The 17,471-nt window shown below is 68.9% G+C and carries 20 protein-coding genes and 3 pseudogenes; 10 read left to right on the top strand and 13 right to left on the bottom strand.

Translation table 11 applies throughout. The annotated features are described in order from the left end of the window. Positions 1 to 44 precede the first annotated feature (44 nt). The 3 genes and pseudogenes from EES41_RS06750 to EES41_RS42285 form a co-directional block, all read left to right on the top strand. Positions 45 to 567, top strand: a pseudogene (locus tag EES41_RS06750) (transposase family protein); the annotation flags it as partial. A gap of 45 nt (positions 568 to 612) precedes the next feature. Further along, positions 613 to 981 carry a group II intron maturase-specific domain-containing protein gene (locus tag EES41_RS42815; protein WP_254211736.1) on the top strand — a complete coding sequence of 123 codons (369 nt, stop codon included), beginning with the start codon at positions 613 to 615 and terminating at the stop codon, positions 979 to 981. A 115-nt stretch (positions 982 to 1,096) separates the two neighbouring features. Next, positions 1,097 to 1,305, top strand: a pseudogene (locus EES41_RS42285) (ATP-binding protein); the annotation flags it as partial. A 383-nt stretch (positions 1,306 to 1,688) separates the two neighbouring features. Here the strand turns inward: EES41_RS42285 and EES41_RS06740 are convergent. From EES41_RS06740 to EES41_RS06720, 5 genes are all read right to left on the bottom strand, one after another. Continuing rightward, entirely contained in the window at positions 1,689 to 2,006 is a 318-nt protein-coding gene (locus EES41_RS06740; protein ID WP_123076522.1) for a hypothetical protein, read from the bottom strand. 725 nt (positions 2,007 to 2,731) lie between these two features. Further along, positions 2,732 to 2,998, bottom strand: coding sequence for a GlsB/YeaQ/YmgE family stress response membrane protein (locus EES41_RS06735; RefSeq protein ID WP_123076519.1), 267 nt, complete (start codon positions 2,996 to 2,998; stop codon positions 2,732 to 2,734). Between the two features lie 65 nt (positions 2,999 to 3,063). Continuing rightward, on the bottom strand, positions 3,064 to 3,333 hold the full coding sequence (tatA, locus tag EES41_RS06730; RefSeq protein WP_123076517.1) for a Sec-independent protein translocase subunit TatA: 270 nt from the start codon (positions 3,331 to 3,333) through the stop codon (positions 3,064 to 3,066). Between the two features lie 119 nt (positions 3,334 to 3,452). After that, entirely contained in the window at positions 3,453 to 4,034 is a 582-nt protein-coding gene (locus EES41_RS06725) for a TerD family protein (RefSeq protein ID WP_123076515.1), read from the bottom strand. Positions 4,035 to 4,655: 621 nt separating this feature from the next. Beyond that, complete coding sequence (locus tag EES41_RS06720) at positions 4,656 to 5,231, bottom strand: TerD family protein (protein ID WP_123076513.1); 576 nt, start codon at positions 5,229 to 5,231, stop codon at positions 4,656 to 4,658. A 266-nt stretch (positions 5,232 to 5,497) separates the two neighbouring features. On the opposite strand from EES41_RS06720, the gene EES41_RS44150 reads away from it, so the two are divergent. Further along, positions 5,498 to 5,632 carry a hypothetical protein gene (locus EES41_RS44150; protein WP_367995769.1) on the top strand — a complete coding sequence of 45 codons (135 nt, stop codon included), beginning with the start codon at positions 5,498 to 5,500 and terminating at the stop codon, positions 5,630 to 5,632. A gap of 36 nt (positions 5,633 to 5,668) precedes the next feature. Here EES41_RS44150 and EES41_RS06710 read toward each other — a convergent pair whose 3' ends face one another. Next, positions 5,669 to 5,971, bottom strand: coding sequence for an ArsR/SmtB family transcription factor (locus EES41_RS06710; RefSeq protein WP_367995768.1), 303 nt, complete (start codon positions 5,969 to 5,971; stop codon positions 5,669 to 5,671). A gap of 50 nt (positions 5,972 to 6,021) precedes the next feature. After that, complete coding sequence (locus EES41_RS06705) at positions 6,022 to 7,251, bottom strand: LCP family protein (RefSeq protein WP_123076507.1); 1,230 nt, start codon at positions 7,249 to 7,251, stop codon at positions 6,022 to 6,024. Between the two features lie 317 nt (positions 7,252 to 7,568). Here EES41_RS06705 and EES41_RS06700 point away from each other — a divergent pair, with 317 nt between their 5' ends. Genes EES41_RS06700 through EES41_RS06690 form a run of 3 tightly spaced genes read left to right on the top strand, consistent with a single transcriptional unit; the run spans position 7,569 to position 9,322 of the window. Next, positions 7,569 to 7,988, top strand: a complete 420-nt coding sequence (locus EES41_RS06700) for a BlaI/MecI/CopY family transcriptional regulator (RefSeq protein ID WP_367995767.1) — start codon at positions 7,569 to 7,571, stop codon at positions 7,986 to 7,988. Beyond that, positions 7,985 to 8,386: a BlaI/MecI/CopY family transcriptional regulator gene (locus EES41_RS06695; RefSeq protein ID WP_123076503.1), complete on the top strand. Its 402-nt coding sequence runs from the start codon at positions 7,985 to 7,987 to the stop codon at positions 8,384 to 8,386. Before EES41_RS06700 ends, EES41_RS06695 begins: the two co-directional genes overlap by 4 nt. Before the next feature lie 6 nt (positions 8,387 to 8,392). Continuing rightward, positions 8,393 to 9,322: a M56 family metallopeptidase gene (locus EES41_RS06690; RefSeq protein ID WP_123076501.1), complete on the top strand. Its 930-nt coding sequence runs from the start codon at positions 8,393 to 8,395 to the stop codon at positions 9,320 to 9,322. 94 nt (positions 9,323 to 9,416) lie between these two features. On the opposite strand, the gene EES41_RS06685 is transcribed toward EES41_RS06690, so the two are convergent. The 5 genes from EES41_RS06685 to EES41_RS06665 all read right to left on the bottom strand — a co-directional run bounded on the left by EES41_RS06685 (position 9,417) and on the right by EES41_RS06665 (position 12,571). Then, positions 9,417 to 9,680 (bottom strand): GlsB/YeaQ/YmgE family stress response membrane protein, encoded by a 264-nt coding sequence (locus EES41_RS06685; RefSeq protein ID WP_123076499.1) that lies wholly within the window; start codon positions 9,678 to 9,680, stop codon positions 9,417 to 9,419. A gap of 71 nt (positions 9,681 to 9,751) precedes the next feature. Beyond that, complete coding sequence (locus tag EES41_RS06680) at positions 9,752 to 10,207, bottom strand: tellurite resistance TerB family protein (protein WP_123076497.1); 456 nt, start codon at positions 10,205 to 10,207, stop codon at positions 9,752 to 9,754. A 234-nt stretch (positions 10,208 to 10,441) separates the two neighbouring features. Then, on the bottom strand, positions 10,442 to 10,981 hold the full coding sequence (locus EES41_RS06675) for a hypothetical protein (RefSeq protein ID WP_123076495.1): 540 nt from the start codon (positions 10,979 to 10,981) through the stop codon (positions 10,442 to 10,444). A gap of 213 nt (positions 10,982 to 11,194) precedes the next feature. Further along, complete coding sequence (locus EES41_RS06670; protein ID WP_123082311.1) at positions 11,195 to 12,256, bottom strand: sporulation protein; 1,062 nt, start codon at positions 12,254 to 12,256, stop codon at positions 11,195 to 11,197. 93 nt (positions 12,257 to 12,349) lie between these two features. Then, on the bottom strand, positions 12,350 to 12,571 hold the full coding sequence (locus tag EES41_RS06665; protein WP_123076493.1) for a hypothetical protein: 222 nt from the start codon (positions 12,569 to 12,571) through the stop codon (positions 12,350 to 12,352). Positions 12,572 to 12,977: 406 nt separating this feature from the next. Here EES41_RS06665 and EES41_RS42810 point away from each other — a divergent pair. Both EES41_RS42810 and EES41_RS44145 read left to right on the top strand, forming a co-directional pair. Then, a pseudogene (locus EES41_RS42810) lies at positions 12,978 to 13,827 on the top strand (CNNM domain-containing protein); the annotation flags it as partial. A gap of 93 nt (positions 13,828 to 13,920) precedes the next feature. Beyond that, positions 13,921 to 14,091, top strand: coding sequence for a hypothetical protein (locus EES41_RS44145; protein WP_367995809.1), 171 nt, complete (start codon positions 13,921 to 13,923; stop codon positions 14,089 to 14,091). A 638-nt stretch (positions 14,092 to 14,729) separates the two neighbouring features. Here EES41_RS44145 and EES41_RS06645 read toward each other — a convergent pair. After that, positions 14,730 to 15,758: a WD40 repeat domain-containing protein gene (locus EES41_RS06645; protein WP_123076487.1), complete on the bottom strand. Its 1,029-nt coding sequence runs from the start codon at positions 15,756 to 15,758 to the stop codon at positions 14,730 to 14,732. A gap of 1,140 nt (positions 15,759 to 16,898) precedes the next feature. Here EES41_RS06645 and EES41_RS06635 point away from each other — a divergent pair. After that, positions 16,899 to 17,435, top strand: a complete 537-nt coding sequence (locus tag EES41_RS06635; protein ID WP_254211350.1) for an ATP-binding protein — start codon at positions 16,899 to 16,901, stop codon at positions 17,433 to 17,435. The last annotated feature ends 36 nt before the right edge of the window (positions 17,436 to 17,471 follow it).

Here is a 17,471-nt window from a genome sequence, read left to right as displayed (position 1 = left end):
TGGCTCACATTCGGCGGTGACGCAGAGTGGCATAGGTCGTTGATGTGAGCATGGAGAGTCTCAACGAGCCGGTAGCGACAGTGTTCCGGGGATTTACCCGCTGGTCATTGAGGATGTGGTCGACGAGGGTGAGCGCGTGGTCGTGAGGGCACGGACTCCGGGATCGACTGCGGTCTGCCCGGTGTGCGGGGTGTTGTCGGGGCGGGTGCACGGCTATCACTGGCGGACGGTCGCCGACCTGCCGATCGACGGCCGACAGGTCGTGGTCCGTGTCCGGATACGACGTCTGGTGCGTCCTACCCGCGGTTGCCGCCACACCTTCCGCGAGCAGCTACCCGGGGTGCTGGAGCGATACCAGAGGCGCACGACCGGTCTGACCAGGCAGATCATGGCCGTGTCAAGGAGTTAGCGGGCCGTGCGGGCTCGCGTCTGCTGGCGATACTCGCGATGGGCCTGTCGCGTCATACGGCCCTGCGCACCCTGCTGCGGATCGCGTTGCCCGCCGGACGGGTGCCCCGCGTGATCGGTGTCGACGATTTCGCCCTGCGCCGGCGCCACCGATACGCTCAAGAAACTGACGGGGCGAAGCACTACATCGCTCTCGTTGGAGAGGTGCTGCGGACGGTCAACCCGGTCCTCCGGGGCTGGTCGGCCTATTTTCGCTATGGCGCGTCCAAGAAGACGTTCTCCTACCTCGGCTGGTACGCGTGGTGGAGGCTGATTCACTGGATTCGCTACAAACACCCCCGTGTGACCTGGAAACAGCTGCGGCGCCGCTACTACGGGGCAGACCGCATCACGGAGGGCGGGATCGTCCTCTACAACCCGGCGAAGAAGTGGGTTGAACGTGACCGCCTCCCCGGAGCGCAGATCAGCACGCCGTACAACATCGATGAGGTGAATCCGGACGGAGCACGCTTCCGCCGGACCAGCCACGATGATGCGGCCTTCGTCGGCCAGGTCAGCGAATACCTCGCCTGACTCCTCGGATCACGTGGAGAGCCGGATGCCCGGCCAAAGGGCACGTCCGGTTCGGCGGGCGGAGATGGGAAAACCGACACCTGAAAGGGTGCACGGCGTCCCGTCCCCGACCCAACACATGGAGCTTGACCGCCACGGCGCCGAGCTCCTCTTCGAGATCCTGACCGAGCGTGAGGAGAAGCATAGCGTCGCCACCGCCTCGAACGAGTCGTTCGGCTGGACCAGGACGTTCACCGACCCCCGGCTCTGCGCCGCCATTCGTCGACCGGCTCACCTTCAGCGGCACGATCATCGAGACCGGCACCGGACTCCTACCGACTGGCCAGCACCCGAGCCCGAGCCGAGGAACCCGCCCAGGCCGGCTATACCCGCCCTCTGCCCGAGGGCCCGCCGCCCTTACAGACGGCGGGTCGTCCACAGCATCGCCATCTTCAAGATGCCGGTTCATCCGGGTGCTCAGAAGACCTACGGCCATGGGCCCGTCGCAAAAGGTCCCTCGCCAGCAACATCACCCAGACCGCCAGAAGAAGCGTCGCGACAACCCTCAACCAGGGGGCGGTGCCGCTACTGGCCGCTGTCCACCCAAAGAACACGATGCTCAGGCACGTCCCACCAGGGCCGTTGAAGATCTCCGCCCTCGGGTTTCGTGACATCCCCGCCCTCCTCCTGCTCTCGCACGTCCCCGCCCAGGCCGCTCCGGCCCGTGCTCAGGATCCGTCCCATATCCCCAGACGCTTGAGCCTGCGCTGCCGGAGCCGCTCGGATGCTGCCGTGAGGCCGAGGACGACTCCCAGGAACAGCCCGCAGAGCACAGCGAACAGGAGATTTTCGGGTTCCTCGTCATCAGGCGACAGCACCAAGAAGAAGAGCGTGAAGACGAACGTGACGGGGATGGCCACGCACAGACCGGCTTTGACCGGATGTCGAGCCACCCACTTCTGGAACTGAGTCGGACGCCGCTGCCCGCCCAGGGCCCGATCCAGAGCCCAGAACCCATGCCTGAGAGACCGCCACCAGTTCGCCACGGAAGAAGGATATGGGAGCCGATCTGCTGCCCCCTGGCCGAGGGCTCATGGCCGGGTATCGGTCAGCCTCCAGGCTCGGACACTGACGTCATTTTCTCGGGTTCTGGCACACATTCCGGGCCGGGCAGGATGCAGAGGGCGGCACCCGCCACGGTGGTGATGGTCCCGGCGGCGGCCACGACGATGGCGATCCAGGTGCGCGACCTCTCTTTGTCTCCTCGCTGCGTCTCACGATGCCGACCGGAGGACCGTATACCGTTCCGACCGGGAGCCTGTACGGCGCATAGGAGTGCGGGCTGAGGGGGCAAGGGCGGCGGGCTGCCTTGCCCCGCGCGTGTTTAGGCGTCAGACTCGCAGGGTTATGAGGCAGAGGTGGACCGCAGGTTCCGAGCTGGCAGCCGGGCTCCTCGTGCTCGCGCTGTTCATGTGGGATGCCGTTGCCGCCGTCCCCTACTCGATCTTTCTGGTTCTTATGGGTGGATGCCTCCTTGGCTCAGGAGTCCAACGCATCGTCCGGAACGTAAGAAAGCCCTCCGTGCAGCAATCACCGGGGCGTCGGCGAGCCGAGGCTGTTGACGGTGACTTGTGAGTCTGCTGGCCCTTGCGCGGTGCCGAGCCCAGCGCCGGTCCACAGCCAACAGGCGTCGGGGTGGCCTCTTACCCTGGATGTTCCGCTCTCACTCATGGGGGGGGTCCCTCGCAGGGATGTGGCTGCTGTTGGCAGGTCAGTCGCGGGAGTTACCGAAGACGATGCGGTAGGCGATCAGCAGGACGAGCGAGCCGCCGATGGCCGCGCCCCAAGTGGCGAGGTCGAAGAAGTGCTGCTCGATGGGTTTGTCGAGGAGCTTCTCGCAGAACCAGCCACCGATGAGTGCACCGGCGATGCCGATGATCGTGGTGCCGATGATGCCGCCGGGGTCGCGGCCGGGCATGAGGAGTTTGGCGAGGGCTCCGGCCATGAGTCCAAGGGTGATCCAGGCGATGAAGCCCATGAGACGGGTGCTGCTTTCTGCTGTAGGAATCTTCGGATTGGCGACTGAGCATGTGCCGGACGGGGTCACGGACGCCTGGTCTCCGCGGTGGGCTGGGCGGCGGGGTGTGGGCTGGGTGTGTCGACGACCGTGCCTTCCACGATCCGGGGGCTGTCCGTGGGCGGCCGCTCGTCGGGGGTGGAAGAGGAGTCTCCGTCGTGTTTCATCGCGCGGGCTTCACTTTTGAGGATGCGTGCCGATTTGCCCATGGAGCGTGCGAGTTCGGGCAGCTTCTTGGCCCCGAAGACCAGCACGACGATGATCAGGATGATGGCGATCTCGCTTATGCCGAACATGTGGCTGTCTCCCTGGTGGCGGGCGGCGAGGCGGGCAGTGGTGGGTGAGGGCAGTGTCGGGCAGTGTCCGTCAGGGCGTAGGTCTGACGGGCTGCCCTTGCGGACGTGTTGGTGACCTTCTACAGGTGTGAGGCGATGGCGGGAAGGAGGTCCTGGAAGGTTCGGCCGTTGGCGGGCTCCCCGATGGCGGACATGTTCCAGGTGCCGCTGGTGCGGTCGACCTTGGCCATGATCTGGGCGGTGTGTTTGCCGCCGCCGGAGAGGGTGTAGCGGGCCAGCTCCTGGCCGGTGTTCTCGTCGATGAGCCGGCAGAAGGCATTCTCGACCTCGGCGAACGTCTGCCCGGTGAAGGAGTTGACAGTGAAGATGATCTGGTCCACGTGTACGGGCAGCCGCTGGAGGTCGACGAGGATCGACTCGTCGTCGCCTCCCTGCCCGGCGCCGCCGGTGAGATTGTCGCCGGTGTGGCGGACCGAGCCGTCGTTGCTGACGAGGTGCTGGAAGAACGCCACGTCGACCGCCTCAGTGCCGGCGAAGAGCACGGCGGAGGCGTCGAGGTCGACTTCACGGGCGGTCATCCTGGCCAGGAAGCCCTTGCGCTGTGCCGCCTTCCAGCCCAAACCCATGCGTACGACGCGGAGCGGACCGGAGCTGGCCTTCTCGAGGCTGATCTGCTGGCCCTTGCTGAGATCGACTCCCACGGTTTTCTCCTGGTGCTCGATGTGGACGCGCGGCGGTTTGGTGACGCTGCGGCATGGCGGGCCCGAATCTACAGCAATGTAGAAGTGGCTGGCAGTGGGCTCGCGCCGCCTGGACAGCCCGCGGAGCCATCGGCCGGTGGTACCCGTGTCCTTGCTGGCGGGTTCAGTCCCGTGAGGGGGAAGTGGCGCCTCTGAAGTGCGGGGCGGCGAAGTCGAGGCTGCTGTAACCGAAGCGCGGTTGCCGCCGAGGGAGCGATAGGGGGTCAGCGGAGGCATGAGGTGGCACGGAGGCGGGTGTTCGCGCCTGACGGCGCTGACGACCGCGGCCTCGGCGGCGATGGCATCCGCCGCGGCCAGAGCCTGATCCTGCACCTGGCCGTGGTCGGCGGGCGGGTGAGGCAGGGCCGAGCGCACATCGGGGGAAGCGAGTACCTGCCGCAGCCCGCCCTCGAAGCCGGCGCGGCCTGCGGGTTCGGGCGGACGGCTTCGTGCACAAAGATCCCCTGTCGCGCGGGTCCTTGGCGCTCACGATCCCGTGCGTGCGGTGGGCCCGCGGCGGGCGGTGCCACTCACTGCGGGCCGGCCTGAACAAGCGCCGGCCCCGCATACGTGTGACGGTGGTTAGACACCTACGCCGAAGTCGGCAGCGATACCGGCCAGGCCGGAGGCGTAGCCCTGGCCTACGGCGCGGAACTTCCACTCGGCACCGCTGCGGTAGAGCTCGCCGAAGACCATCGCGGTCTCGGTCGAAGCGTCCTCGGAGAGGTCGTAGCGGGCGATCTCCGCTCCGCCGGCCTGGTTGACGACACGGATGTAGGCGCCCCTCACCTGCCCGAAGCTCTGGCCGCGGCCATCTGCCTCGTGGATGGAGACCGGAAAGACGATCTTGTCGACGCCGGCGGGCACGGCGGTGAGGTTGACCTTGACGGTCTCATCGTCACCCTCGCCCTCACCGGTGAGGTTGTCGCCAGTGTGCTCGACCGATCCATCGGGACTCTTGAGGTTGTTGTAGAAGACGAAGTGCTGGTCGGAGGGGACCTTTCCGTCCGCACCCACCAGGATGGCGCTGGCGTCGAGGTCGTAGTCGGTGCCGGTGGTCGTGCGTACATCCCAGCCCAGACCGACCAGTACGGCGGTCAGCCCGGGGGCCTCCTTGCTCAGCGAGACATTGCCGCCCTTGGACAGGCTCACACCCATGTGGAGATCTCTCTTCCTTCCGGATCCCGGACCGGCCGCCCGGGCATACTCGTGACGTAGACCCGAAATCTACATGATTGTAGAAGTAGGGTGTTCTGGTGAAACACGCTGCTGCGGAGGCGTGTTGAACAGCCGGACGCGACGAAGCAAGTGGGGGGTGACTCATGCCGGACGACAGCTCGAGGAGCTGGGAGACAGCAGTCCTGGTCGGCGGGCCTGCCGAGGGGATGCGCGTGCGAGTGCCGGGCTGGCCGCTGGTGTTGCAGGTGACAGTTCCTTGCGCGACAGACGACTCGGCCGGCACTGTCAGGGTGGAGGCCCTCTACGTCTACCGGCGCGACATCTATCCTCCCGCGGAGGACGGCGTCGTGCGGTACGGGTTCGACCAGGCCAGCCCCTGACGGTGCCCTCCACCCCGCACGCAAGGGATCGCTGGTTCAGTACTGCGCTGGGGCGGTTTCGGGGCGTGGGCCTTCGGAGAGCTGGCCGATCATCAGCTTCACGATGGTCAGCACTCGTGGGTCCCTGATCGAGTAGACGTGGCGGCGCCCCTCTCGTCTGGCGTGTACGAGGCCCCCCATCTTCAGCTGTGTCAGGTGCTGGCTGATCGTTGGCAGGGCACGTCCGACTCGGGCGCCGAGGGAGGAGACATCGCTGTCGCTTTCGGCAAGGACCCACATGATGTGCAGGCGCGTGGAGGAGGCCAGGAGGGCGAAGGTGGCCGCGGCGTGGTCGAGCACCCTGTGGGAGGGGTCCCCGTGTCCGTCGGCCCCTGCTGGTGTGGTGGGGCTCATCCGAGGAGGCCGGTGTAGTCGGGGCCAACGGTCAGGGTGATCACCCTCGGTGCAGCACGGTCGTCGAGGTCGGGGCCAACGGGCCACTTGAGGCGGGAGGCCAGGGCCTGGGCATGGATTTCGAGCCCGGACGGATGGGCGAGCGTTGTGCCGGCGACGCGCTGGGGGGCGGGGATGCTTCCGGCAGTGACGGACGGCGCGGACGTCAGCTGTTCCTTGGTGATCTCCTGGTCTTTGGCCAGGGCGTCGAACAGTGTGTGGGCCTGTGGGTACTGCCAGGAGATGTTCGCTTTGTCGGTGGGGATGTCGACCTCGCGCGGGTAGTTGGGGACGGTGAGGAAGGCCAGCCGGTCCTTGGGGATGTCCTGGAGTTTGGAGGCGAGGCCGTACAGGGGTGGGATGCCGGCGAGTCCCGTGTCGATGGTGATGGATTTCGTGGCGGCGTCGAGGAAGGCGTACACGTCGCCGGGGCTGGTCAGCTTCTCCTGGGCTCTGGTGGCCAGGGCCTGCATGAATTCCTGCCGGCGGCCGATGCGTCCGATGTCGGAGCCGTCGCCGACGCTGTAGCGGGTGCGGACATAGCCCAGGGCGTGTTCGTCGCGGACCGTCTGGCAGCCGGCTTCGAGGTCGAGGCGGGCCTTCTTGTCGTGGATGGCCTGCTTGGGGCAGATCTCGATGCCGCCAAGCGCGTTGACCATGCCCTTGAACCCCTGGAAGTCGAGGGTGATGAAGTGGTCGATGCGCAGGCCCGTGTTGTGTTCGATGGTCTTGATGGTGCAGGCGGCCGCGGATCTGGCGTCGCCGCCTGCACTGCCGATGGCGTAAGCGGCGTTGATTTTGAAGGGGTGGGGGGCGGACTGGGTGCCATCGCCGCGGTCGCACGCGGGTATCTGGACCCAGGAGTCGCGGAGCAGGGAGACGACGGCGGCCCATTTCCGGTTGGCTGCGATGCGCAGGACCATCAGCGTGTCCGACTGCATGGTGGTCAGGTCCTTGCCATGTTTGCCATTGGCCCCATCCCGGCTGTCGGATCCGACCATGAGGATGTTCTTGGCCCCGGGGCTGAGGTTGACGAGGTGGCCCCCGCCGAGCTTGTCGTCGATGTCGGAGGCGTTGATGTTGCCGTCCAGCCGTTGATACACCCATCCGCCCGCACCGCCCGCGGCCAGGACGAGCAGGGCCACGATGGAGGCGCTCCACACGGCGATCCGCCCACGCCGGGTCATGCGCTTCCGCGCTCCCCCACGGCGTGTACCGGATCCGGCCCGGGGCCTGGGTACGCCCGTGTGGTTGCCCGCTGCGTATCGTCTCTCACTGCGCAACTGCCCCACTGACTGCTCTCCCGATCTCGCCCGGCGGTGGCGCCGGAGTCAAGAATCTACAACGGCGTAGAACATGCTGGGTTTCGGGGGCATCCTGGAAGAGGCCCCCTGTGGAGCGGTCGCCTCCGGATGCGGCAGGGTCGTGTGACGGGAAGGACAGGGCAGTGACGGGAGAGCGCAGTGGCGGGGCACGGTCGCCTGCACGCCGGGAGCCCGGCAGGTTGGAGGCGAGTGTGCTGGCCGCGCTGGGCCGGGCGCCGGAGCCGGTGCCGGCCACCTGGGTCCGCCGCGAGGTCGATCCCGCCCTCGCCTACACCACAGTGGTCACCGCATTGGCACGCCTGGAGGCCAAGGCGGCTGTGGCCCGGCGCAGAGTGGGCCGGCTCTACCTCTGGCGGGCCCTGGTGGACGAGACGGGGCTCGCGGCCTTGCGGATGCGCCAGGTACTGGACGGGGAGAGCGACCGGGAGGCGGTCCTCGGCCGCTTCGTGGCTGGCCTGCCCGCCCGCGACGAGCAGGCCCTGCGCGACCGCCTCGGCCACCGGGGCAGCGCGGCCGAACCGCGGGTCGCGGCGAGCAGTCAGTACGATGAACCGCGCCGTAACGGCCGCACGATCCACGGACAGGAGGCCCCAGGATGACGGCTAGGCCCAGCACCGGTGACGCACTGTCCCGCAGACGCGGTCAGGGCGAGCTGGAGGCCCAGGTCCTCGCCGCCCTCGGCGGCGCTCCGGGGCCAGTGACCGCGGGCTGGGTACAGGAACGTCTGACCGGCTCGCTCGCCTACACCACCGTGATGACGATCCTGACCCGGCTGCACGCCAAGGGCGCGGTCGCCCGCGAGCGTGCCGGCCGGTCCTTCGAGTGGGTCCCGGTCGCCGACGAAGCGGGGCTGGCCGCGCTGCGGATGCGGAAGATGCTGGACGCGGAAGCGGACCGGGAGGCGGTGCTGGCCAGCTTCGTCACCTCCCTCTCCCCCCGGGACGAGCAGCTGCTGCGCGGCCTGCTCGCCCAGGCGGACGAAGAAGGGACAGACTGAACTCCCATGGGGGTCTTCGTCTTCCTGCCGCTGGTCCTGCCTTTAAGCGCCTGGCCCATCGCGCGCCTGGCCGAGCACCATCTCCACCCGCGGACCGCCACCTGGCTGCTGTCCATCATCGCCGGCGTGCTCGCGGTCTGCAGCACGGTATGCCTGGCGTTGCTGATGGTGGTCGGCACCGCCCAACTGCCCGGAAACCCGCTGCCGGACGGCTGGTCCGATCCCGAGGTACGCGACGCCGTCCCGTACGACGAGGTGGCCGGCAAGGCGGCCATCCCCATGCTGCTCGCCGTCATGGCCGCCTGCGCGAGCACCACCTGGCGCCACCTGCGGGTGCGCCGTCACGCCGTACGGGCTTTGAAGGGACTGCCGCACCGGAGTGTGGCGGTTTTGCCTGATGCCGCGCCGTACGCGTACGCGCTGCCCGGCAGCCCGGACCGCATCGTGGTGACGACCGCGATGCTCGCCGCGCTCACCGGAGCTGAGCGGCGGGCGCTGTTCGCCCATGAACGCTCCCACCTCGCCCTGCGCCACCACCGGTTCCTGCTCGCCGTACAGCTCGCCGCGTGCGCGAACCCGTTCCTGCGGCCTTTGCGTACCTCGGTGACGTACACCACCGAGCGGTGGGCGGACGAGGAAGCGGCGGCCGCCACCGGCAGCCGCCGCACCGTCGCCAGGGCAGTCGCCCGAGCCGCCCTGATCACCCGCGGCGCACCTGCGGCCACCCTCGCGCATTTCGCGGCAGCGGGCCCGGTACCGCGCCGGGTGGCGGCCCTCCTGACCCCCGCCCCCGCCGCCCTGGCCTGGCCGCCGGTGTTCACTGCGGCCGGCCTGGCTGCTTGGGGAGCCACCGCCGGAGCTGCCGTCTCCACCCTGTCGTCGGCGAACTCCGCGGTCACCTTGTTCTTCATCCTCAAAGCGGCAACCCCCCTATAAAGGAGAGGGGCCCCGCGGCAATGGCGGCCTCGGATCGAGTCTTCAGCCCAGGGCGCGCCCTCCCACGGGCCAGGAGAGGAGGGGTGGGCGGAGTTCAGGCGCGGGCCTTGACCCGCTCGAAGGCGGCGACTCCCACAGCGGCGAGGCCGATCTGGATCGCCCATTCGATCCAGTCGATGCCCTTGGTGTCCGCGACACCAAGGATGGCCGCGATGGCGGTGCCTACCAGCGCCGCAACGATTCCGATGCCGATGGTCCAGAGGAATCCGATGTTCTGACGGCCCGGCAGCGCAAGCCGGCCCAGCACACCGACGATGATTCCGATCACGACCGCGCTGATGATCCCGGAAACTTCCATGCCTGATCCTTTCTGACTCGTCGCCCGCGCCAGCGGCAAGGGCCGCGGGCACGCGTCGGCGGCGCGGGCTGCTACAGGTCGAACTCGTGGGGCGGCAGGTCGAGGGTGTAGCAGGCCTCACGGACGACGGCCTGTTCGGTCTTGTCGAAGTCGCCGTCGGCGCCGCCGATGACGATGCCGATCTGGATGACGGCGCGGGCCTCGGCGGGCTTCTTCTTCGCCTTGGCGATCTCCTGCATCACGCTGACCTTGCCGAAGGCGAAGTCGGCGGTCAGCTTGTTTAGGTTGTCCTCGAAGCGCCGCTGGAGGTCAGCGGCGTCGAAGTTCTGCAGCGCCTCGTTGGTGGCGATCAGCTGGGCCACACGCTGCCGCTCGGAGGGGTCAATCGTGCCGTCGGCGGCGGCGACCAGCGCGCACATCGCCATGGACGCGTCGCGGAACGCGCCGGACTTGAGGTCGTTCTTCTTCGCCACGAGCTGGGTCTGCATCGTCGATGCGGACTCCTTGATGCGGTCCCACAGGGCCATTCCAACTCCGTATCCATCGGGCAGGCGGTCTGGAAGGAGGGCGCACGAACCCGACCCCGAACCACCACACTTCTACAATGTTGTAGAAGTTACCAGCAGCGGCGCCCTCCCGCAGTCTGCCCTCACCGCCTGCTTCTCACCCCCTGCCGCGGTGACGGCCGGGCGGCGGCTTCCGGTCGGCCTGATGACCGCTGGCAGTCGGGGAGTTGAGGCCAGGTCCGCCGCCTGGCCCAGTCAGGTCTTTGCGGCGAGTGCTGCCAGATGGCGGTCGAGGATGCCGGTGTCCACGCCGCTGCCCCAGTACACGGTCTCGCCGAGTTCGTCGAGCAGGATGTAGGTGTTGATGCCCTCGGCGTGGAAGGGCTCCCGCAGGGCGTGCCGGCCATCGGCCAGGTGAGGCAGTACGCCTCCGCCGGTGGGTGAGGTGAAGCCCTGCAGGCCCCGGCCGGCGCCGGGCTCGGCCACGGCGACGACGTGGCCGAGCCCGGCGTAGCGGTCGGCCCGAGCGGTAGTCTCGAACGCCTGCGCCGGGCAGTGCGCACACGCGGACCCGTAGAACCGCAGAAGGGCCGGCTTGCCCGCAAGCGCCCCGGCGTCGAAGGCCGCGCCGTCCACGGTCTTCGCCGTGAGGCGCAGGGCGTACGGGACGCGCTGGACTTGACCCTGCAGGCCGGGCGCCCCGTAGGGGGCCGAGACGCCTTCACCCGGCCCGCAGCCGGTCAAAGCCAGGGCCAGGGCGGCAAACAGGGTGGCGGCGGTAACGCCAGAACGCATGACAGCCTCCCGGTCGACAGCCGGTCCGTGACACCGGCGGCCGCGGCCGAAGAAGCGGGGGAGCGGCTACTCCTTCGGCACCGGATTCCCGGACGTCAGGAATCTACGCCCATGCAGAAGATCGGATGGTATGAGACGCGGTTTCAGCCCCGTCGTTCGTCCGGTTGGCGCATCGGTCCGGGAAGGGGGCGCCGGCTCGATGCGCCCGGCCGGTCAGGACTCGTCGTCGTCTCCCTCGTCCTCGTCGTCGCCCTCGAAGAAGTCGCCGACCTCATCGACGACCTCGGCGGCCACGAGTCCGCCGACGACGCCGACTGCCACGCCGGCGGCTCCGGCGGCTACGACGGTGCCCATGCCGGGCCCGGAGCGGTGACCGTGGCCGTCGCCGTGGTGGTGATCGCCATGACCGTGGCCCTTGTCCACGTGCGGGGCGCCATGCCCGAACAAGCCATGGGAGCCATGCGCGCCGTTGGAGGCATGCGGGTTCTGGGAGCCGTAGGACGTGCGGTGCTCGACCATCTGCCGGATCCAGGCCTCGACCTCGGCGTTCCAGTTCCGGCTGTGCACATCGCCATGGGGGACGGTGTGGCGGGAGAGGGCGTCGTGGCCCTCGGAGAAGAAGCCCCCGCGCTTGTCCGCCTCGATGACGACCTCCAGCCCCGCAGGCCCGGCGAGGAAGGTCACCTCGATCTCGTTGACCTGGTGCGCGTAAGCGGGCGCGGGGGTGAGCTCGATCTCCTGGTAGAAGGGCAGCTGCTGGCCGGTGCCGCGGATCCGCCCGTATTCGAGGTCGGCGGACTTGAAGCCGAAGCCGAGCTGGCCGAGGGCTTCGAGGATCGCCTCCTGCGCCGGGAGCGGGCGGACGGTGAGGGGGTCGAGGTCGCCCTTGTCCTTGGCGCCGGCCACGCCGAGCTCGGTGCGCACGCCCAGGACGATGCCGAGCTGCTGGCCGTACAGCTCGGTGATCGGGGTCTCCCACGGCAGCGGGAAGGCGAAGGGGATGCTGCGGTACTCGCCCTCGGCGAGGCGGAAGTTCCCGCCGACCGCGATCCGGTGGAAGACGACCGTGCCCTCGGACTCTCCGTGGTCGTGCTCGGCCTCGACGCGGGCGATCAGTTCCAGGCTGATGTGGTCGATCGTGAAGTCGGCGTTGCCGCCCTTCAGGTTGACCTGTCCGGACAAGGTTCCGCCGGGCACGGCGGAGAGGGGGTCCAGGACCGTGTCCACGGCGGGGCCGCCCACGCCGAGCGAGCCGAGCAGACGCTTGAACACCATCGTGGCGTTCTCCTTCATGATTGTGCGTGTCGTTCCCAAAAAAGGCGGGGCGGCACAGTCGCTCAGGCAGCCGTGCCGCCCCGCGCACCATGCCTACTTGGCGGAGGTGTCCAGCGCGGCCAGGGCCTGTGCCCAGCGAGCGAACTTCAGGTCGGCCAGGTCTGCGACGGTCTTGATGCCGAACGCCTCCTGGAGCAGGTCACCCTGCCGGTCGGAGACCCCCTTGAGCGCGGAGACCGGCGCGGCGAGAATCTCCGGCAGGCTCTTGTCCGCCCACGCCTTGTCCAGCACCTTGTCCAGATCGATCGAAGCCACAGCAGTCCCTCCAGGTCATTACGGACAGACGAGTGAGCAAAGGCACACCAAGCCCCCAGGCACAACGTGCGGCCGGCCAGAAATCCGGCCCCCCTCGCATTTTCTACACAGCTGTAGAAGCATAGGGGCAGGAGGGGTGTGACAGGGCCGCATCCCGGCTGATTGCGGGAGAAAGTCCGGAAAGTGCTCCGTCCGGGGATGTAGGCCATCCGAGGTGCTGCCTTTGCTGACCCTTTACGATTGTTCCGGGGACCCGCTTCCCCACCAGGCAACCCGAAGCCGGGCCACTCACGCGCGGCCCACCGAGTGAAGAAGGAGCAGTAGACCCGCAAATCGGTGAACCTCCCAGACCCAGCCGTGCCATGCCCAGCCCGCAGATACAGAGCCGGCGAGCGGAGGTGGCACGGTGACCGAAGTCCTGCTCCTGTTTCTCGTTCTGGCGCTGACGCTGGCGTGCGCGGTGTTCGTCGCCGCCGAGTTCTCGCTGACCACCGTCGAGCGCAGCGGCAGTGAGCTCGAGCGCGCTGCCGCCGCCGGTGAGCGGGGCGCCGAGAGCGTCCTGAAGGCAGCCAAGCGCCTGACCTTCCAGCTCTCGGGTGCCCAGCTCGGCATCACGGTGACCTCGCTGGTCATCGGCATGCTGGCCGAGCCGTCCGTCTCCGCGCTGCTGCGCGGCCCCCTCGAGGCCATCGGCCTGCCCGCCGGGGCTGTCTCCACCACCGCGACGCTGCTGGGTGTAGCGTTCTCCACCGTCGTGCTGATGGTCGTGGGCGAGCTGGTCCCGAAGAACTGGGCGATCTCCCACCCGCTGGCCGTCGCGAAGGTCGTCGCTCGCGCTCGCCGCCCCGGCGCCGACCGCGCTGCTCCTGGGCCCGCCGCTGGTCGCCCTCACCCGCGCCCTGCGCCCCTTCGTCTTCGGCATCAACGCCTTCGCCAACGCCCTGCTGCGGCTCCTGAAGGTCGAGCCGAAGGACGAGGTCGCCTCAGTCTTCACCGACGACGAACTCGCCCGCCTGGTCAGGGACTCCTCCGCCGCCGGACTGCTGGGCTCCGAGGACAGCGAACGCCTCCAGGACGCTTTGGAGCTCGGCACCCGCCCGGTCGGCGAGGACACGGTCCCGCTGGACCAGGTGGTGACCGTCTCCCACGACATCACCCCACGTAGGCTGGAGCGGGCGGCAGCCGATCACGGGTACTCCCGCCTGCCTGTCACCGGACCCGGCGGGGAGATCTGGGGCTACCTCCACATCAAGGACGCCCTCGGCGCGTCCGAGCGCGACGAGCCCTTCCCGCGCACGTCGTTGCACCCCATCACCAAGGTCAGCCACGACACACCGCTGGACGACACCATGACGCGCACGGCCGGCACCCACCTGGCAGCCGTCACCGACGCCCAGGGCACCGTCATCGGCTTCCTCACCATGGAAGACCTGCTCGAAGAGCTCGTCGGCGCCGCCCACGACCCCGGCGGCATCGCGTCCGCCCGCGAGCGTTCCAGCCACACAACCGACCCTGACTAGCCGGCTGACTCGACGGCCCGGTGCTCGCCGACGGGCGCGGTCAGCTCAGGGGCGTAGAGGGTCGCCAACGGCTCCGGGCCCGCGTACCGACGGCAAGAACACCGCCTGGCCTCATCAGCCCCGTCGTCCGCCACCGAGGCATAGCACAGAGCATCGCGCGCATCGTGGTACGCCAGATGATGGCCACAGCCGCAGACAGGCTCCGGCCCGCTCAGAGCCCGCGCCCTGGCCATGCGCCGCTCACTCACAGCCTTCCTCAACCGGTCGTACGCGCCCCCGGCCACGTAGCCGCTCGCCAGAATGACCAGCGCGATCTCAAACCCCGTCAACGCTTCCCCCTAGAATCCAGCCCTACCCGGGCAGTTGGCAGATCATCGCACGCCGCCGCCAGCGGACGGCCCCTCGAGCCCGCCGCTCAGCAGCCCGGGCGGATTGCCTCGCCGAGAGCCGGACGGGCGCTGGTGAGGCACACGCGAGGACAATCAGGTTGGCTCGCGGCTGCGCCTCAGGGTGGCTCGTGCCGGCCGCCGGCGTATCCGGGGGCGGCTGCGACCACCAATGCGTACGGCACGGCGCAGCCACGGTAGTGCTTGCAGCGGCCCAGGGGCGGTAGACGCCGTACGGCAGCCAAGCTGGCATCACCGCCGGCTGCTCCCGCCCCGCCGGGTAAGCCGCCGGAGCCCGATCACCGCAGCCGCCACGCTCGACAGGACCAGCGCACTCAGCGTGAAATTGCCCCCGCCGTGCGCCACCGGCGCGTGGCCATCTGAAAGAGTCGGGCCGCCGGCGCCGGGGTTCGGCAAGGCCACGCCCAGGGACCCCGACGGGGTAGCAGGCAAGGCCATGACCTGACTGTCCTTGCCCTCCGACCCGAACAGCAGCATCGAGCCGTCCGCCGAGTACGTCACGGATTCCGCCTGTCCCTGCCAGGGTGCCTCCACCCGCGCGCCCTCGCCCACCGGGCGTCCGTCCCGCCACGGGTACGTGCGCGCCATCAGGTATCCGCGCAGGGTAACGCGGGTTCCGTCGGGGGAGAACGCGCCGTCGGTCACCCACGGCACCGGCGCGATCCGGCGGAAGACGTTCGTGGCACCGGTCTGCAACCTTTCCGGTCCCTCGTACAGCCCGCCCCCGCTCTGGTTCTTGCTGGCGATATAGACACGGCCGGTCACCGGGTGCACCATCAGCGACTCCGCGTCCCGCGGCCCGTCCTCGTACCGCACCGTGAACGTCGTCGCCTTGACCGACTGGTCACCCAGCCGCGCCGGCTCGGGGAAGCGATAGATCCAGACCTGGTCCCACCTTCCGTTGCGGTTGTCGCCGATGTCGCCGACGTACAGCCGACCGTCCGGGCCGAGCGAAATCGCCTCGACGTCGCGCGGGGTGCCGATGCCGGTGAGGGTGAGCCGAGCGACCGTTCGCCCGGTGGCCGCGTCCACGCCGTAGACGTACGGGCCGTCGCCGCTGTCGTTGTGCGTCCAGTACAGGCCGGGGTGCCTGCGGCTGGCGGCCAGGCCGCTGGACTCCGTGATTCGCCGGTCGCTGATCGTGAACGATGAGGCGCCGCCTCCCGGGCTCCCGTCCGCAGCGGTGGCCAGGCAGGCCGCCGGGAACAGGGCCAACGTCACGGCTGCGAGGGCGACGGCAGCCAGCGGGAACGGGCGCATACCCGTCAGACTGCCAGCAGAACGCCCTTACCGCCTGGCATGATCGGCGTGTCCCGGCCTCTGGGCAGGCGACGCTCGACGGGGCCAGTTCGGGATACGGAGGGTGCCAGAGTGACGTGACAGAGCGCCACCATGATCACCGAACTGTCCACGCCCCGCCACTGCCTGTAGCCACGATGAGGCCGCCGTGCATGCCCGACGGCCCGGGACCGATACCTAATCGCCACGCCAGCGCCCGCACCGGTGTCCCCGCCGTCCGCACCCCAGCCGTCGCGGCCGCCAGGCTCGTCGTCTTCGCAACCGTCCTCTCCGAGGTTGCTGGCCAGGGGCGGTCTCACCCTTCGTCGGCAGCCATGGGCTCACCCCCGTTCACCGGGCGCCGCTCAGAGCGGAACCGCGCCAAACCCGTAGTGTCCCCAAGCCCGAAGGCGACGGCGAAGACATGTGCCATGACGGCGTCCAGCGAGTCGGGGCTCTCGTACCGCACAGGGTCAGCGGCAGCAGCACCGTGCCTGACTCGAGCACCGGTCGGCGCGGAGGACGCGTCAGCAGCGCGACACGCCGTTCGCGGCCAGCAGCCACGAACTCACCGCGTTCTCCCGCCGTAGCACCCAGTGCTGCTCGGGCAGTCGCACCTCCACGGAACTCTTGGACTTGCGCAGCTTCTTCTTGAGCTGGAATCCGCCGTAACGTCACCCACGGTCAGACGCAGCCCCTTGGACGGGTGGGGGCATCGCGGTAGAAGCCGTATGGTGCCCGGATCCGAACGACAGGAGCGTGTGGCCCTCATACGTCCACGCCGAGCGACTGCTCACCGTCCTAAAGCGGCAGCAGGAGCCTTGCGCCTGGTCACCCCACCCACATCCGGCACGGCTGATCAACCGAAAGCCGGTTACGGATCCCGCCCCATCAGTTGCGAAAAGTGAGCCACCCATCACCACCAATCACCCGATAGAACTGCAGTCGGACACTCGGCGGGCCCCGAACCGAACCGGTTCCGGCGGGCCGCAGCAGCCAGCCGGAACCGCATGTCCGCCCCGTGCGAAGGGGAAGAAAAGTCCGGTACACCGAGAGCGAGCAGCCCCAGAGCCCATCCACCCGCAGGGAATTGTCGATCTGCGAGGGCGAGGGCACTCGGACGTGTTCCTGTCTTACCCGCACAACGCGGTCGTCATCGTGGCCGGGCTTCCCGGCAGTGGGAAAAGCACCCTGCTGCATGCCTGGCAATCCGCCGCCACCGTGGTCGACCCGCGCGCCACCCGCACCACGTATCAGGCACTGATGCCCGACTGGCTTCCTTACGCGGCGCATCAGCCCTGGGCGCGACTGAAGCACATGCGCTGGATACGCGCCGAAATACGCCGGGCGCACCCGCTGTTCGTCCACGACTGCGGAAGCAGGGCCTGGATGCGCATGTGGCTGGCCCGAAACGCGGATCGAGCCCGGCGCCCCCTCCACATGGTCCTGCTCGACGTCGGGTCCCACGAGGCGCTCTCCGGGCAGCGCGCCCGACGACGTCTGACCTCACGCCGAGTCTTCGCCACCCACCAGAGAGGCATGGCGAGAATGCTCTCCGCAGTCGAAGGCAGCGGCCTGGCAGCGCCGGACGGCCTTACCTCCATGGTCCTGCTCGACCGCGCCTCGCGGGACGCCGGCCCCCGGGCGCAGTTCGACTGACAGTCAGACTGACTACGCTGCCGAGTGACCACAAGG

The organism is Streptomyces sp. ADI95-16, assembly GCF_003721495.1.
Classification (GTDB): domain Bacteria; phylum Actinomycetota; class Actinomycetes; order Streptomycetales; family Streptomycetaceae; genus Streptomyces; species Streptomyces goshikiensis.
This window is presented reverse-complemented; position numbering and strand designations above follow the sequence as displayed.